This is a genomic window from Campylobacter hyointestinalis subsp. lawsonii, assembly GCF_013372165.1.
Classification (GTDB): domain Bacteria; phylum Campylobacterota; class Campylobacteria; order Campylobacterales; family Campylobacteraceae; genus Campylobacter; species Campylobacter lawsonii.
Genome location: NZ_CP053828.1, coordinates 1663793 through 1680051, shown reverse-complemented (window position 1 = coordinate 1680051; position 16259 = coordinate 1663793). Strand labels below are relative to the sequence as shown.

Below are 16259 nucleotides of genomic sequence, written 5' to 3'. Positions count from 1 at the left end.
ATCATTTCCTGTGTTTGTGATGGATATTGTGCGGATTAGCACTGCTAGCTTGTGATAAGATCTTTAATCCCATCATATCATAAGCCGCGCCAAAGCCACGCACGAATCTGCCACCTTTAAGAGTGAATCTGACAACCTCAAAATCACTCATCTCTTTTATAAATTTCACCGCTTGGTCTTGTGGAAATTTTTGGCTTATTTGACCAAAGAAAAACTCCTTTATTTGGCTATTTCTATCAAATTTCGCCTCAGCCTCCCAACTAGCTCTAATACGCGCAAATATCGTGCTAGCCTTGCTTTCATCCTGTATGAAAAGTATCGAAACCTTATTTGGATTTGATATCAAATTTTGATAGTGTGGTGCTGCCGATGAGATCAAGACCCAAATTTCATCATCTTTTCTGATAGCTGGCGCATAAGACGAAAATGGCGCTCCATCTTTTAGGCTAGAGATTATGACGCTACTGCTACTATCTACGAATTCGATCAATTGAGATGAGATCTTGGCAAGTTTGTCACCATTTGGATTTAGATCTTTGCAAATTTCCATTATCGCATCTTTGTATCCTTGGCCATTTTGGTTGGCTTTTTGGGCGAATGGAACTCGGATGATATCGCCGCTAACATCAATATCTAGACCATCTTCATCGATATCTACTATTTTTGCACCTTTGGCATTTTGCAATGAGCCAAATTTTAGTGCCATCTCTTCGACTATATCGCCGTGCTCTTCGTTCATATGCTTGATTGCATTATTTTTCATTTTTTTCTCCTTAAATTAAATTTTAGCTCAAACTGCCTAGCAATCTGGGCTAAAATTTAACCCCTAAATTTTCAGCGCCAAAAATGCGTTTTTAGCGTTTTTTAAGTCAGTTTCATCAGGATGAGTGCTAGCTTGTAGCCATCTGGCTTCTCTATCTGGCGTGATTTGGTATCGTTCATCATCTGGATAAATTGCCGCCATTTCTCGCATTTTTTCTATGATTTTAGGATCAATCGCACCTTGAGAGCAAAAAGTAGTCAAAACCTCATTATTTTGTGAGATAAATTTAGCCCGAAAATCATCTATGGTCTTTTGGGCGTATTGGCTATTTGCGTCTGCGCCCATAGTTATAAATATGCCTAATTTTTTGGATCTGATTTTACTGGCAAACTCCTTAAATTCGCTATCCATATCGCCTTTATTTATATAAAATCCCACCGCTATAAAATCATAATTTCTAAGCTCATCTAATGAAATTTGGGTGTAATTTACACTCTTGCAATTCAATGCGTTTGCGATGCTATTTGCGACTTTTTGGGTGTTGCCTGTGAGTGATGAAAAGATAACAATTTTTTTCACGCTAGATCCTTTATAAAGCTCAATTTCATCAAAGTCTTAAGCCAAATTTGGTCTCTAAACATATTTTATCCTTCAAATTTAAATTCATATGGTTTTATGATTTTACAATTGGTAACTTCATCTTTGAGTACCTTAATACCTAGCTTTTTGGTTAATTTCACTGCTTCGTCATTGAAAATTTCGCTATTTGAGTTTATATTTAGGATTTTGATGCTTCCATCTTTGTTGATTTGGAATTCAACCTCGACTTTAAAACTCTCTTTGAGCCTTAGCAAAAGCGCCTTTTTGGGGTAGGTTGGCTCTATCTTGTTGGTGATGAGAAAGCCGACGCCCTCAGTACAGATATCTTTGTTTGATTTGGGCTCATTGATTTGGGTTGTTTTGTTTGGAATTTGAGATTTTTCAAGGCTATTTTGGCTCGGTTTTTGGCTTATTTGCTCCATTATTTCTACTTTTTTTGTAGTTTTTGGTTGATTTTTGGGTTTTGGGTTGGATTTTGGGGTTGTGTTTTTGATTTTTGGCTCGATTTTTGGATATTCTTGCTCTTTTGTTTCGTTTAATTTGATAGTGATATTTTTGGATGGTTTTTGCGCTTCATCTGAGTGTAGCGGCAAAAAGAGTATCGCCAAATTTAAAACAAAAGAGAGCAAGAAATATCTCATTTTAGCCCTTAAAATGTATATTTGAGTTCAGCATAAAAATTTCTCTCAGGCGCTGGGATATACGCATTTTGTTTTTTGTTTTGGTATGTGTTGTATTTTTCATTGAATAGATTTTTTATCCCAGCAGAGATTGAGAAATTTTTGGCGAATTCATATTTAGAGCCGATATCAACAACGAAGCGATCATTTATCCTATCGTAATTGCTATCAACCATGCTTGTCAAGTATTTGAAATCGCTCATAAAATGTAAGCTTTTAATCGGCGAATAGTCAGCGCCTAGCACAATTTTGGTTTTTGGGACGAATGGAACTCTTTTGCCACTATCTTTGCCCTCTTTTATCTGTGCATTGATGTAGGAGAGAGTTTGGCTTAGTTTTAATTGATCAAATAGCCATTGCTCCGAGTATAGCTCTGCACCATAACGGCTGGTTTTGGCGAGATTGTAGTATCTCCAAGCTTGAGCGTGAGTGGCGCCGATCTCTTCATAAACGATCTCATCTGTTGTGTCTGTTTTGAATATTGTAGCGCTTGTAAATTGTCCTAAAATCAGATCTTTCATACCAATTTCATAGGTTTTAAATATCTCTGGTTTTAAGTTATTAAATGAGTAGCCTCTGATTTGATCTTTATCTGTTAATTGAACTGGACTTGGCGATATAAATCCACGCTCAAATTTCAAATAGACATTCCCCGTATCTGAGTATTTGAAATTCGGCGTAATCTCAAATGCGTAGCTATTGATATTTGTGCTATTTTGGATGCCGTCTATTGTATTAATAGGCCTATTTGGCATTGTGATATTTACATTTGTATTTCTGCTATTTTCATAATCAGCCCACTCATATCTCGCACCCGCACTCAAAGAAAACCAACTACTAAAATCATGCCTTTCAAGCGCATATATGGAGTGGGTTCTTTTGGCTACATCTACCTTGATATCGTGATGATATCTCATCATCGGAGTACTCATATCCATAATAGAGCTTCTTGCTCCATCATTTTGTTCGAATTCATATCCAGCTACGAATTCGCCGCTACCATAATCTAATCTACCTTTTGTTTTGACGCCTTTTTTTTCATCTTCGAAAACGCCATAAGTAACATATGATGAGTAGATATCGGGGGCCATTTTAATTTTTTGATAATATGGCGTTAGTCGCAATTCAAACCTATCAGTTGGCTTAATAGAGTAATCCAAGCTGATATCTAGTTGATTATCTTTTTGTAGTGTTTTATCACTGCCTGCGGATTTTCTATTTTTATTAAGCTCATTTTTTGATATTGCGCTTGTGGTGTCGATTTTTGAGCTATAGTAGTTTGTATTTAGCGTTATGCTCTGGGTATCTGTCATCTAATAGATAGTGGCTAAACTCGTATAATATCCCCTATTTCTTTCATCATATCTATAGCCATTTTCGCTGAAGGCTTTTGCGTTAAATTTCAGATACAAATCATCGGTTGCTTTTACCCCTAGAGCTAAATTTGTAGATCTATGAGCGTATGAGCCAAATTTAGCTGAAATATTAGCGAAAAAATCCTCGGGCTTTTGCTTGGTAATTATGTTTATCACGCCACCTGCTGTTCCGCCACCATAAAGGACGCTTCCACCGCCTGGGATCACCTCGATTCTCTCAATATCATCGACATTTATCATATTGATGGGGACAACAGCATGAGCGGTGTCTAACATATTTAATGAAATTCCATTAATCAAGACTTTTACAGATGTGTTGGCCTTGCTCCCTTGACCTCGAAGATCCACCGTATCGCCAAATCCTAGATTGACAAAGGTTACACTTGGGAGTTTTTCTAAGATCTCTTGGACGCTAGCATACCCCCCCCCTTGGATCTCATCAGCTGTGATGATCGAAACATTTCTAGTTTCATCTTTTAAGGGGCTCTCAAAGCCTGTAGCCGTGATGACTGTCGTATCAAGCTTGGTATCAGCGGCGTTAAGAGCGATAGTCGATGTGGCACATACACCAAAAAAAACAAATTTTTTTATCATTTTCACTCCTAAATTATTAGTTTAATTTTTTCTTATATTTAACTCTACATTATTAACATTTGCATTTTTCAAAATCGAAATAAGATCGATAATTTTCTTATATTCTAGCCTCTCATCGGCGCTTATTTTGATAATATTTTTCTGATTCTCATCCAAATTTAAAATAAAATTTTCCAATCCATCTATGCTCAAAATTTGCTCCATCGGGCCAATTTTTAATGTGATTTTCTCATCTATTTCGTAAAATAACTCCACCATCGCTTTATCATCTTTTTGGAAATCAGCGCTACTACTAGGTAGTTCAAGGTCAAAATGGGTGAGTTGATTAAATGTCGTTGTTAGCATAAAAAACAGAAGCAAAACAAAGATAATATCGATCAAATTTAGCATAGAAATTCTGCCGATTTGCTCCCGCTTTCTTTGGATAAATTTCACGATATTCTCCTACTAAAGAGCCCAATTGTTCTATTTAAATCATTTAAAATATAATCTATTTTTTTGTTTATCATCAGTAAAATCACCAAACAAGGGATCGCCACCATCAGCCCAGCTGCTGTGGTATAGAGCGCTTCAGAGATCCCCACAGCCACCTCTGGTGCATTCACTCCGCCGCTTAGACCAGCAAAGGATCTAATCATTCCAGTGATCGTCCCCAAAAGCCCAAGTTGCGGCGATACGCTCGCACACATCGCAAGGATCCAATTGTGCTTTTCTAAATTTAGCACTTTGTCATTTATGGCCTCTTCTATGGTGTAGTCTATCTGTGATTTTGTATCTAGTTTAAAATTCACATTTTCAAGGACAAAAATCGTAGTCTTAGCAATTGTATTTTTATATCTTTGGCACAAAATTTTTGCCTCTTCATCTTTGTTGGCGTTGATTAAAGTGGCTAATCTCATCTTAAATTTCGCTGTGGCATCTAGCTCGTAAATCAGAAAATAACAAAGCTTTTCTAGCATCACGCCAAATGACAAAACAAAAAGGAAAAATATAGGCCACATAAATGGACCACCAGCATAAAGATATGCTAACATCGCATTCTCCGTAAATAGTAAATAAAGATATATTAATATTTATTGATATTTGTTATCAAAAATTAAAGAGAACTATAGCGGAAAATTCCTTAAACGATAATAAATATCAATATTTTTTTCTATCTGAAATTTTAGTTTTGATTGTCGGTTTAAGAGGTGAAATTTAAATGAAATTAATCGCAGTTTGACTCAAATCCAGCCACCACGAAGCATCTCTTTACAAGGTGTTAAAATTCATCTGTAAATCTATCTAGATGGCAAAATAAAATGATAAAATAGCGGAATTTAAGAGTGAGAAAATAGGGTCAAAAGACCGCCGAAGCGGCAAATCAATATCTAAAAAAAAGTAGCAAAATCCTAGTAGAAGGACGGCTAAAGTTTGACATTTGGCAAGACAAAAACGGGATAAATTACTATAAACACTCAATTATAGTTGAGAGTATGGAAATGCTATATAACAAAGAAAATACTGATAATCAAGCTAGAAATGATGATAAATATTATGAAACAGATAATGACATAATACCATTTTGAATGAGCTAGTGAACAACACTCGTTTCTATAAGCGAGTGTTTCCCAATTAAGCCAAGTAACCTTAGCTAACACAAAGGGAATAAAAAATAATTGTAATGTCTATTTAGTGGATATTTGTAATATAGTATCAAAAAATATTATAGAATTTAAGCGTATTTTTATGAAATTCTTGTATAACTTCATGCATATTCTAGCCCAAATGCTTTCTCCCATTAATCCTAGGGAGAGTGGGGGGGGGGTAACTTTTTACTTCTTTATTCAAATTTTTACTATAATACGAGATTATCTAAAAAACATAGGAGATAATTTGAAAAAGAAAGTTGCTATTTTTGTTGATTGGGACAATTTAAGAAAAGATATAGCAAAAATTCAAAATTATTCTAAATATACAAATGAACAATCTATTATAGATTTTCAAAAAAACTTTGATTATAATAATTCATCACATATTATCAAGTTGATAGAAGCTTTTCTAGAAAATGATGAAGAGATTTATAGAATTTTCTTTTATACGGCCAAACCAAAAAATATTAACGAGATCCCAGATGTCTATAAAACCGAACAAGATAAAAATAATTATAGAGAATATGAAGAAAAAATAAATAATTTTTTAAAAGAAATAGTTGTTGAGCCGTATATAGCGTTGCGACTAGGGATTATTAAGTATGGAGATAAATTGCTTTCTAATGGCAGACTGGATGCTAAACAGAAACAAGTTGATATGTTGATTGGACTAGACATAGCACATGTTTCGTATTTAAAACTTGTAGATAAAGTGATTTTATTTTCAAAAGATTCAGATATGAAACCAGTGTTAAAAGTAGCTAGAACAAATGGCTTGACAACTATTATTCCTACACTAAAAGAGTCAAAACACTCTGTAACCTACCCCTTAAAACTACACTCTGATCTAATTAGAGAAAAATCAATAGTCGAAGTTTTAAATTCTCTAAAAAATTAAGATGATTTGGTTTAGCTTATAATTTTGTGGCAAATCTCTGTGATAGTAATCTTTGGTAATAAATATTCTAATTATAAAAATATAAGCATTTTTTTTGTTTATGTTTTATATAATAGTAAAATTAAAAAGGATATTATATGATAAAATATTTTAAAGTATCAGGGTATAAATCTATAAGAGAGCCTATAGAATTAGATTTAAATTCTAAAGGAAAAAGAATTAAAGGGACTAAATATGAGTATAATTATTTTAATAATAGATTACCTAAATCAATATTTTTGTTTGGTCATAATGCAGTAGGTAAAACTAATGTTTTAGAATCTATAGATAATCTATTTAATATTATAAATAAAGGTATAGACTTAGAAGAACAAAAAACTTTTATAAATACTTTTACAAAAGAGTTAAAATATCACTTAGAGGTAATCTGTGGTAATAACTTATATACTTATAAATTAGAGATAAACCAAGAGCAGATACTCTATGAATATCTAGCTAAAAACAATGAAGAATTTTATGAGTTTAAAAATGGTACTTTAGTTTCTGACCTCTATCAAGATTTTAACTCTTTACTCTCTGTCAAATCTAAAAGCACTATTCTTCAAAAGTTAAAAGATAATATAATTTCAGAAATATATGAATTTATAGAATACGATTATATGTTTTATAGAATAGAGTATGGAATGCGTAATTATAAGATAACAGAAGAATGGGTTAAAATGCTTTTTGAAAAAGCAAAAGATACTCTTATAGATATTCTTAAAATATTAGATAATAGTATAACTGATTTTTACTTCTTAGATTTAAAAGATGGTTCCTATAAAATGATCTTGAAACGAGGAGAGATAGATTTTGGTATAGAGCTAGAAAGCAGTGGAATTAAAAAAATAATTTATTTAATTCCACTTATAATAAATACTATGGAAAATGGTGGAATAGTCCTTATAGATGAGCTAGATAGCTCTATAGGTACTGTATCGTTAATCAGGTTTTTAAATAGCACAATAAACTCAGAAGATAATAAAAATGGTCAATTCTTAATAAGTACTCATAATCCTTTACTCTTTGATACAGAGTTATTATCTCCAGATCAAATATATATAGTAACTAAAGAAGATTATGCTACTAAGATAAACTCTTTAGATTCTTTTGAATTAAGAAAGGATAAAAGAAAAGCTTATTTAAATTTTCTTAGGGGGGATTATGAGTAAAACAAAACCTAGGATAAGAATAGAAGTTATAGTAGAAGGAATGACTGAAGAAAACTACTTAAAAGAATTTACAAAAGATAGAGATAAGTTTGATGAAACCCTTAGATTTAATTTCCACAATGTTAAGGGTGGTAGTTATCACTCTATTACTAAAAGAATAAGATCTTTTAAAGGCTTATCTGAAGTTACTATATTTATTGTAACTGATATGGATAGGTTAGTTAATGATGAAAATGAGCTTAATAGTTTTAAAATTATGTTAAAAGAGTTAAATGAGTTTAGATATAGTTTTGCTTTTATAACATATCCTAATTTTGAAGGATTTCTATCATCTCATTTTGATCCTTATGAAAATAATATATTAAATAGATTAAATTTAAACAGCAAGGCTGAATTAAAATCTAAAAGAGATATCTATAACCATATCCTAAAAAATGATGGTAGTTTTAATAATATTTTTAAAAGATATAGAAAGGAAAATTTATGTTGTTATAAGAGAGAAAATAAAACTACATTTGATAAATCTAAAATCCGACTAGAACAATCCTCATTTATATATTTTATAGAATATTGTGATGATTTAAAAAATAAAAAATAATGCTATAATTAAGAACCAAATTCTATTTTGCTCTGCAAAGAGAACAAGCTCAAAGCTTATGCTTTAGGGTACCCAGCCTAGTAGCTGTGGTATTTATATCTTAACTGTTATGTAATTTATGATTGTTTGTACCATCTTTATATTTAAAATGAAAATATATAGCAGCTATAAATGTAAAGATTAATAGTATTCCCCCAAATATTGTTATACCACTCATTTCCTTTTCCTTTCTAAAAGTATCTTTATATATCTAGAGAGTAATATTTTTCTTTTATGTTTTGAAAAAATTCTACTAAATTTATACTTCATTTTTCTTTAGTATTCAGATATTTAAAATTTAATAAAAACAAATTTATTACACTTTTATTTAATTTTTATGGTATAATCCTTTTTAATTTTTGTTTTAAAGTAAATTTAAGGATTAAAATTGGTATCTGATAATACTTACTCTAAATCTAATGCTTCTCCACTTGGCTCTAAAGAGGGCAAATTACACGCAATGAGTGCTTCAGAAAGCTTATATTTTCTCTTAAAAGACATATATATGCTATCAAGGAGCAAAATCCAACTTGGCAAATAGAAGCTAAAACGGTAAAACGCCTAATGGCAAAGATTATATCTATAAATTAACAAATAGAGATGAAATATTAGAGAATATAAATAAAAACTAAAAGATAGGAGTATAAAGTACTAGAATTGCTTAAAATCCAAACAGAGCTAAAAGCCCCAAAAAACTCAATTTAACAAATTTGGTGGCTATCAATATAGAAGTTGCGAAGACATAGTTGAAGCCTTAAAGCCACTTCAAGAAAAATATAAATGCGTAGTTTTGCTAAATGATGAGCTAGTCATCATCGGCGATAGATACTATATCAAAGCCACAGCTACTATCATAAATGAAAAAGGCGATAAACTAAGCGTATCAACCCACTCAACCCGCCACGCCACCACAATCAACCCCACAAGAGCAGATAAACTCACTCAAAGAAGAGATAAATAAAAAAGATAAGGCTATAAAAGAAATTAGCGATAAATTAAGCGCTCAAGAAGCTAGTCTAAAATCAACAAACGAGAGCTTACGCAAAAAAGATCTAGAGATTAAAAATTTAGAAATAACTAACCAAAGCATCAAAAATCATCTAAGCTACAAGCTAGGAAATGCTTTTATAAAAGCACACAAAAGTTGGTATAAAGGCGGATATATTAAATTTATATTTGAAGCTATAAAGATCCAAAACAAACACAAATCCAAACGCTAATAATACCCCAAGCAAAGCGTATCAGTGATCTTGATACGCTTTTCAAATGGTGTTGGCGAAAAATATTTACACTTTTCTATATAAATATGCACCGAATAGGCAAGCCCAAGGTCATCATAAAGCTTTTTAAGATTGACAAATTTAAATTTATCAACCATCTTAATCTCAAGCAAATTATGTAAATTCGAGCCATTTGACGCCACCAAATGCGAACTTGCCACACCGCTAAACGAACAAAACGCACTTGCTAGCACGAACCCATCTAAATTCGAACACGATTTTATAGCGTATTGATATTTTGGTGGAATGGATTTTTTATGCAAAAATACTGTGCGAGAGTTTTGATACGAGGCCGAAATCACATCTTTCCAAAATTTATAAGCCCCATTTGATATTTTACAAATACTACAAAATTCGCAATTTAATACGTACTCATCTAAAAAATTATTAGATGCCAATGTAAATTTAATCACGCCAACTCCAAATTTTTTAGCTTATTTTAATAAATAAATAAAAAAAATTCAATAAATTCCACTTTTCTCTCACTTCATTAAGTAAATTTTAAGCTTAACTCTTATATAATTCCAACTCACGAAATGAGAAACACCTTTTAACTCTTCTAGTTAGAAATCATTTTTTTTATTTTCGATGTTTTTTAAATTTATAAATGTTAAACTATCTTTTATAGTCAATCTTTGAAATCTAAACAAGTGATCGATTGAGCCAAGCAATTTTAATTATTAATTGCTAATTTAATAGTTACAAATAATTAAGTTTTTAGATTAAAACTTCAACATAAAATCCTTAATTTAGATTGCGTAAGCAATCTTTGTCTTTAGGGATTGGTTCTTAGCGGCAGCTTTGCTGACGCGTTAAAGAACATAAAAATGGAGAGTTTGATCCTGGCTCAGAGTGAACGCTGGCGGCGTGCCTAATACATGCAAGTCGAACGGACAAGTAAGAGCTTGCTCTTATGAGTTAGTGGCGCACGGGTGAGTAATGTATAGTTAATCTGCCCTATGCTGGAGGACAACAGTTAGAAATGACTGCTAATACTCCATACTCCTTCTTAACACAAGTTAAGTCGGGAAAGTAGCTCTTAATAATGCATATAAAATGGATTTTAAAACAAAAAGCTAAAAAGATAACAATGAGCTTTTTTGAAGCTTTACATAAGTAAGGCAAGAAAAAGTGAAGCAGTTAGCTTTTAAAGATTTTTGTAAAAATTCTAAATTATAAAATAGTTTTTAAATTAAAAATATTTTCTTTAAAAGAGATTAATAAAAGTAATTTTAAAACTTTTTTATATGTATTATTAAGAGCTCTCGGCATAGGATGAGACTATATTGTATCAGCTAGTTGGTGAGGTAATGGCTCACCAAGGCTATGACGCATAACTGGTCTGAGAGGATGATCAGTCACACTGGAACTGAGACACGGTCCAGACTCCTACGGGAGGCAGCAGTAGGGAATATTGCTCAATGGGGGAAACCCTGAAGCAGCAACGCCGCGTGGAGGATGACACTTTTCGGAGCGTAAACTCCTTTTGTTAGGGAAGAATAATGACGGTACCTAACGAATAAGCACCGGCTAACTCCGTGCCAGCAGCCGCGGTAATACGGAGGGTGCAAGCGTTACTCGGAATCACTGGGCGTAAAGGACGCGTAGGCGGATTATCAAGTCTTTTGTGAAATCTAATGGCTTAACCATTAAACTGCTTGAGAAACTGATAATCTAGAGTGAGGGAGAGGCAGATGGAACTGGTGGTGTAGGGGTAAAATCCGTAGAGATCACCAAGAATACCCATTGCGAAGGCGATCTGCTAGAACTCAACTGACGCTAATGCGTGAAAGCGTGGGGAGCAAACAGGATTAGATACCCTGGTAGTCCACGCCCTAAACGATGTATACTCGTTGTTGCTCTGCTAGTCAGGGCAGTAATTCAGCTAACGCATTAAGTATACCGCCTGGGGAGTACGGTCGCAAGATTAAAACTCAAAGGAATAGACGGGGACCCGCACAAGCGGTGGAGCATGTGGTTTAATTCGAGGATACGCGAAGAACCTTACCTGGGCTTGATATCCTAAGAACCTCTTAGAGATAAGAGGGTGCTAGCTTGCTAGAACTTAGAGACAGGTGCTGCACGGCTGTCGTCAGCTCGTGTCGTGAGATGTTCGGTTAAGTCCGGCAACGAGCGCAACCCACGTATTTAGTTGCTAACAGTTTGGCTGAGCACTCTAAATATACTGCCTTCGTAAGGAGGAGGAAGGTGTGGACGACGTCAAGTCATCATGGCCCTTATGCCCAGGGCGACACACGTGCTACAATGGCATATACAATGAGACGCAATATCGCGAGGTGGAGCAAATCTATAAAATATGTCCCAGTTCGGATTGTTCTCTGCAACTCGAGAGCATGAAGCCGGAATCGCTAGTAATCGTAGATCAGCCATGCTACGGTGAATACGTTCCCGGGTCTTGTACTCACCGCCCGTCACACCATGGGAGTTGATTTCACTCGAAGCCCAAATACCAAACTGGTTATGGTCCACAGTGGAATCAGCGACTGGGGTGAAGTCGTAACAAGGTAACCGTAGGAGAACCTGCGGTTGGATCACCTCCTTTCTAGAGTACAATACTAGTAAGTCTCACAACTACTAGTAAAAGAAATATAGCTCAATCAAGCTTGTTTAGGTTTGAGGGATTGACAAGTTGCAAATACCTTAGTTTATGATTTATGAAAAAGCAAAGCTTTTGAATAAATCTTTGTAACTTTAGGTGGGTGCAGGGAGCGTAGCTCCCGCTCGCAAAGACTAGCTTTGCTGGTCTGCGAAGTAAAAAAAGATGGGGAATTAGCTCAGCTGGGAGAGCGCCTGCTTTGCACGCAGGAGGTCAGCGGTTCGATCCCGCTATTCTCCACCATAGTTTAAATTTAAAAGATAGCAATAATATAAATTTATTAATCAAAGTCTAATCAGAGAGTTTATTTTAAACTTTCTGATTAGACTTTAGTCTAAAGTTATTTAAAATACCATTGTTAAAAATCACAATCAAGTTTTAATATTTAAAACAATTTTACAGGACTTGTTAGAGCTTTGAATTTAGTTTAATTTCAAATATTCTATATCAAACAGTGTTATCCCAATAATATAAAAGATATAGTTTATAAATATTAACTTCACAAGCTATTAAGCTTTAAAACTTACTTAATAGTAGTTAATACTTTCCGTCTTATTAAATTTAAATTTAAATACTATAAATCTAATAGCCATATCTTTAATAAAAGAAAAGAGTAGTAAAAATCTTTTTTATTTTATAGATTAGCTATCTATTTTTATCTTTAACAAGGAAGTGATGCAAATTAGAATAATAATCTAAACAAAAATATAAAATTCGTAACGATAGTTTTTAATTAGTTTAATAGCAATCATATAGTAACCCTACTTGTAGGGACTTTAGTTTGTTTAAACTTTTTTAAAATTTGTCGTAAATCTGAGTAAAGCTCAGATACGAACTAAAAAAAGGTAAGCTACTAAGAGCAAATGGTGGATGCCTTGGCTAGTAGAGGCGATGAAAGACGTGCTAGGCTGCGATAAGTCTCGGGGAGCCGTCAAGGGGCTTTGATCCGGGAATTTCTGAATGGGGCAACCCAGTATATAGTGATATATACTACCGCAATGCGGAGCGAACGTTGGGAATTGAAACATCTTAGTACCAACAGGAAAAGAAATCAAACGAGATTACGCTAGTAGCGGCGAGCGAAAGCGTAAGAGGGCAAACCACTAGCTTGCTAGTGGGGTTGTAGGACTGCAATATAGACTTAAACAATCTAATAGAATAAGCTGGAAAGCTTAAGCATAGAGGGTGATACTCCCGTATATGAAAGTGCGTTTATACTTAGCAGTATCCTGAGTAGGGCGGGACACGTGTAATCCTGTCTGAAGCTGGGTAGACCACTATCCAACCCTAAATACTACTACTAGACCGATAGTGCACAAGTACCGTGAGGGAAAGGTGAAAAGAACTGAGGTGATCAGAGTGAAATAGAACCTGAAACCATTTGCTTACAATCATTCAGAGCCCTATGATTTATCAGGGTGATGGACTGCCTTTTGCATAATGAGCCTGCGAGTTGTGGTGTCTGGCAAGGTTAAGGAAACCCGGAGCCGTAGCGAAAGCGAGTCTTAATAGGGCGTATAGTCAGATGCTGCAGACCCGAAACGATGTGATCTATCCATGAGCAGGTTGAAACCGGTGTAAGAGCCGGTGGAGGACCGAACAGACGGCCGTTGAAAAGGCTCCTGATGACTTGTGGATAGGGGTGAAAGGCCAATCAAACATCGTGATAGCTGGTTCTCTCCGAAATATATTTAGGTATAGCGTTGTGTAGTAACTTTGTGAGGTAGAGCACTGAATGGGCTAGGGCATACACCAATGTACCAAACCCTATCAAACTCCGAATGCGCAAAGTGTAATCACAGCAGTCAGGCGGCGAGTGATAAAATCCGTCGTCAAGAGGGGAACAACCCAGACTAACAGCTAAGGTCCCTAAATCTCATTTAAGTGGAAAACGATGTGAAGTTACTTTAACAACCAGGAGGTTGGCTTAGAAGCAGCCATCCTTTAAAGAAAGCGTAATAGCTCACTGGTCTAGTGATTTCGCGCGGAAAATATAACGGGGCTAAAATGAGTACCGAAGCTTTAGATAGTGTCTATGATTATTTATACTAGCTTGTCTTTTACTGATAAATTAATGAGTTTTAAATTTTCTCAATCGAGAGCCTATATGGCTAGTCTCAATCTAAAATTTCTACACAACATTAGTTTCTCATCAAAAATACTGCGCTTAATCTATTTAAATTTATAAATTAAGCAGTATTAAATTTAAGACAACAAAATAGTATGAATACTCATAGGCACTGTGGTAGGAGAGCGTTCTATTCAGCGTTGAAGGTATACCGGTAAGGAGTGCTGGAGCGGATAGAAGTGAGCATGCAGGCATGAGTAGCGATAAAAGGGGTGAGAATCCCCTTCGCCGTAAACCCAAGGTTTCCTACGCGATGCTCGTCATCGTAGGGTTAGTCGGGTCCTAAGCAAAGTCCAAAAGGGGTATGCGATGGAAAATCGGTTAATATTCCGATACCAATATTAGTGTGCGATGGAAGGACGCTTAAAGTTAGTGGAGCTAGCGGATGGAAGTGCTAGTCTAAGGATGTAGATTAAGTGGTAGGCAAATCCGCCACTTTTTATTCGAGATCTTAAAGGCTCTCCAAAGTCTTCGGATAGCGGGGAGAATCCATGATACTATCGAGCCAAGAAAAGTTTCTAAGTTTAGCTAATATTGCCCGTACCGTAAACCGACACAGGTGGGTGGGATGAGTATTCTAAGGCGCGTGGAAGAACTCTCTTTAAGGAACTCTGCAAAATAGCACCGTATCTTCGGTATAAGGTGTGCCTAACTTTGTATTAAGATTCACTCCCAAAGCAAAGAAGGTTACAACAAAGAGTCCCTCCCGACTGTTTACCATAAACACAGCACTCTGCTAACACGTAAGTGGATGTATAGGGTGTGACGCCTGCCCGGTGCTCGAAGGTTAATTGATGGGGTTAGCATTAGCGAAGCTCTTGATCGAAGCCCGAGTAAACGGCGGCCGTAACTATAACGGTCCTAAGGTAGCGAAATTCCTTGTCGGTTAAATACCGACCTGCATGAATGGCGTAACGAGATGGGAGCTGTCTCAAAGAGGGATCCAGTGAAATTGTAGTGGAGGTGAAAATTCCTCCTACCCGCGGCAAGACGGAAAGACCCCGTGGACCTTTACTACAGCTTGACACTGCTATTTGGATAAAGATGCGCAGGATAGGTGGGAGGCTTTGATCCATAGACTCCGGTTTATGGTGAGCCATTGTTGAGATACCACTCTTCTTTATTTGAGTAGCTAACTAGCTTGCGTTATCCGCAAGTAGGACAATGTCTGGTGGGTAGTTTGACTGGGGCGGTCGCCTCCCAAAATGTAACGGAGGCTTACAAAGGTTGGCTCAGAACGGTTGGAAATCGTTCGTAGAGTATAAAGGCATAAGCCAGCTTAACTGCAAGACATACACGTCAAGCAGAGACGAAAGTCGGTCTTAGTGATCCGGTGGTTCTGTGTGGAAGGGCCATCGCTCAAAGGATAAAAGGTACCCCGGGGATAACAGGCTGATCTCCCCAAGAGCTCACATCGACGGGGAGGTTTGGCACCTCGATGTCGGCTCATCGCATCCTGGGGCTGGAGCAGGTCCCAAGGGTATGGCTGTTCGCCATTTAAAGCGGTACGCGAGCTGGGTTCAGAACGTCGTGAGACAGTTCGGTCCCTATCTGCCGTGGGCGTAAGAAGATTGAGGAGAGTTGACCCTAGTACGAGAGGACCGGGTTGAACCAGCCACTGGTGTATCAGTTGTTCTGCCAAGAGCATCGCTGAGTAGCTAAGCTGGGATGTGATAAGAGCTGAAAGCATCTAAGCTCGAAGCCAACTCCAAGATGAATCTTCTTTTAAGAGCTCTAGTAGACTACTAGTTTGATAGGCTGGGTGTGTAAGTGATGAGAGTCATTTAGCTGACCAGTACTAATAGCTCGTTTGCTTATCTTTATAAGCATCACTTCCTTGTTAA

12 protein-coding genes, 1 tRNA gene, 2 rRNA genes and 2 pseudogenes are annotated in these 16259 nt (G+C 35.7%); 9 read left to right on the top strand and 8 right to left on the bottom strand.

What is annotated here, in order from left to right:
- Position 1: 1 nt before the first annotated feature.
- The 7 genes from CHLWT_RS08655 to CHLWT_RS08625 form a co-directional block, all read right to left on the bottom strand.
- Positions 2-763: a DUF2470 domain-containing protein gene (locus tag CHLWT_RS08655; RefSeq protein WP_111971007.1), complete on the bottom strand. Its 762-nt coding sequence runs from the start codon at positions 761-763 to the stop codon at positions 2-4.
- A gap of 63 nt (positions 764-826) precedes the next feature.
- Positions 827-1342, bottom strand: coding sequence for a flavodoxin family protein (locus CHLWT_RS08650; RefSeq protein WP_111971008.1), 516 nt, complete (start codon positions 1340-1342; stop codon positions 827-829).
- 65 nt (positions 1343-1407) lie between these two features.
- Positions 1408-2004, bottom strand: a complete 597-nt coding sequence (locus tag CHLWT_RS08645) for an energy transducer TonB (protein WP_112000677.1) — start codon at positions 2002-2004, stop codon at positions 1408-1410.
- A gap of 8 nt (positions 2005-2012) precedes the next feature.
- Positions 2013-3356: a TonB-dependent receptor domain-containing protein gene (locus tag CHLWT_RS08640; RefSeq protein WP_112000676.1), complete on the bottom strand. Its 1344-nt coding sequence runs from the start codon at positions 3354-3356 to the stop codon at positions 2013-2015.
- Positions 3357-4013: a TonB-dependent receptor plug domain-containing protein gene (locus CHLWT_RS08635; RefSeq protein ID WP_112000675.1), complete on the bottom strand. Its 657-nt coding sequence runs from the start codon at positions 4011-4013 to the stop codon at positions 3357-3359. It lies immediately after the preceding gene.
- Positions 4014-4034: 21 nt separating this feature from the next.
- On the bottom strand, positions 4035-4448 hold the full coding sequence (locus tag CHLWT_RS08630) for an ExbD/TolR family protein (RefSeq protein ID WP_112000674.1): 414 nt from the start codon (positions 4446-4448) through the stop codon (positions 4035-4037).
- Positions 4445-5047, bottom strand: coding sequence for a MotA/TolQ/ExbB proton channel family protein (locus CHLWT_RS08625; RefSeq protein WP_112000673.1), 603 nt, complete (start codon positions 5045-5047; stop codon positions 4445-4447). Before CHLWT_RS08625 ends, CHLWT_RS08630 begins: the two co-directional genes overlap by 4 nt.
- 309 nt (positions 5048-5356) lie before the next feature.
- Here CHLWT_RS08625 and ssb point away from each other — a divergent pair.
- From ssb to CHLWT_RS08595, 6 genes and pseudogenes are all read left to right on the top strand, one after another.
- Positions 5357-5536, top strand: a pseudogene (gene ssb / locus CHLWT_RS09490) (single-stranded DNA-binding protein); the annotation flags it as partial.
- Between the two features lie 352 nt (positions 5537-5888).
- On the top strand, positions 5889-6542 hold the full coding sequence (locus tag CHLWT_RS08615; RefSeq protein ID WP_170253233.1) for an NYN domain-containing protein: 654 nt from the start codon (positions 5889-5891) through the stop codon (positions 6540-6542).
- A 137-nt stretch (positions 6543-6679) separates the two neighbouring features.
- Positions 6680-7753: an AAA family ATPase gene (locus CHLWT_RS08610; RefSeq protein ID WP_112000672.1), complete on the top strand. Its 1074-nt coding sequence runs from the start codon at positions 6680-6682 to the stop codon at positions 7751-7753.
- A complete protein-coding gene (locus CHLWT_RS08605) occupies positions 7746-8351 on the top strand; it encodes an RloB domain-containing protein (RefSeq protein ID WP_112000671.1) in 606 nt (201 codons plus the stop codon). The genes CHLWT_RS08610 and CHLWT_RS08605 overlap by 8 nt, the downstream gene beginning before the upstream one ends.
- Positions 8352-8778: 427 nt before the next feature.
- Complete coding sequence (locus tag CHLWT_RS08600; RefSeq protein WP_170253232.1) at positions 8779-8931, top strand: hypothetical protein; 153 nt, start codon at positions 8779-8781, stop codon at positions 8929-8931.
- Between the two features lie 156 nt (positions 8932-9087).
- Positions 9088-9351 (top strand): annotated as a pseudogene (locus CHLWT_RS08595) (ERF family protein); the annotation flags it as partial.
- Between the two features lie 255 nt (positions 9352-9606).
- Here the strand turns inward: CHLWT_RS08595 and cheQ are convergent.
- Positions 9607-10083 carry a cheVAW transcriptional regulator CheQ gene (gene cheQ / locus CHLWT_RS08590; RefSeq protein ID WP_082858104.1) on the bottom strand — a complete coding sequence of 159 codons (477 nt, stop codon included), beginning with the start codon at positions 10081-10083 and terminating at the stop codon, positions 9607-9609.
- A gap of 411 nt (positions 10084-10494) precedes the next feature.
- Between cheQ and CHLWT_RS08585 the strand changes: the two genes are divergently transcribed.
- The 3 genes from CHLWT_RS08585 to CHLWT_RS08575 all read left to right on the top strand — a co-directional run bounded on the left by CHLWT_RS08585 (position 10495) and on the right by CHLWT_RS08575 (position 16237).
- Positions 10495-12233: ribosomal RNA gene (locus CHLWT_RS08585) — 16S ribosomal RNA — on the top strand.
- A 221-nt stretch (positions 12234-12454) separates the two neighbouring features.
- Positions 12455-12530 (top strand) — tRNA-Ala (locus CHLWT_RS08580).
- A 600-nt stretch (positions 12531-13130) separates the two neighbouring features.
- Positions 13131-16237 (top strand): 23S ribosomal RNA (locus CHLWT_RS08575).
- Together the 16S and 23S rRNA genes with 1 tRNA gene alongside form the textbook arrangement of a ribosomal RNA operon.
- Positions 16238-16259 lie beyond the last annotated feature (22 nt).

Bases quoted from the DNA above. Each gene is read 5' to 3' on its own strand.
- CHLWT_RS08655 (WP_111971007.1), bottom strand. From the start codon at position 763: ATGAAAAATAATGCAATCAAGCATATGAACGAAGAGCACGGCGATATA.
- CHLWT_RS08645 (WP_112000677.1), bottom strand. From the start codon at position 2,004: ATGAGATATTTCTTGCTCTCTTTTGTTTTAAATTTGGCGATACTCTTT.
- CHLWT_RS08640 (WP_112000676.1), bottom strand. From the start codon at position 3,356: ATGACAGATACCCAGAGCATAACGCTAAATACAAACTACTATAGCTCA.
- CHLWT_RS08635 (WP_112000675.1), bottom strand. From the start codon at position 4,013: ATGATAAAAAAATTTGTTTTTTTTGGTGTATGTGCCACATCGACTATC.
- CHLWT_RS08625 (WP_112000673.1), bottom strand. From the start codon at position 5,047: ATGTTAGCATATCTTTATGCTGGTGGTCCATTTATGTGGCCTATATTT.
- CHLWT_RS08610 (WP_112000672.1), top strand. From the start codon at position 6,680: ATGATAAAATATTTTAAAGTATCAGGGTATAAATCTATAAGAGAGCCT.
- CHLWT_RS08605 (WP_112000671.1), top strand. From the start codon at position 7,746: ATGAGTAAAACAAAACCTAGGATAAGAATAGAAGTTATAGTAGAAGGA.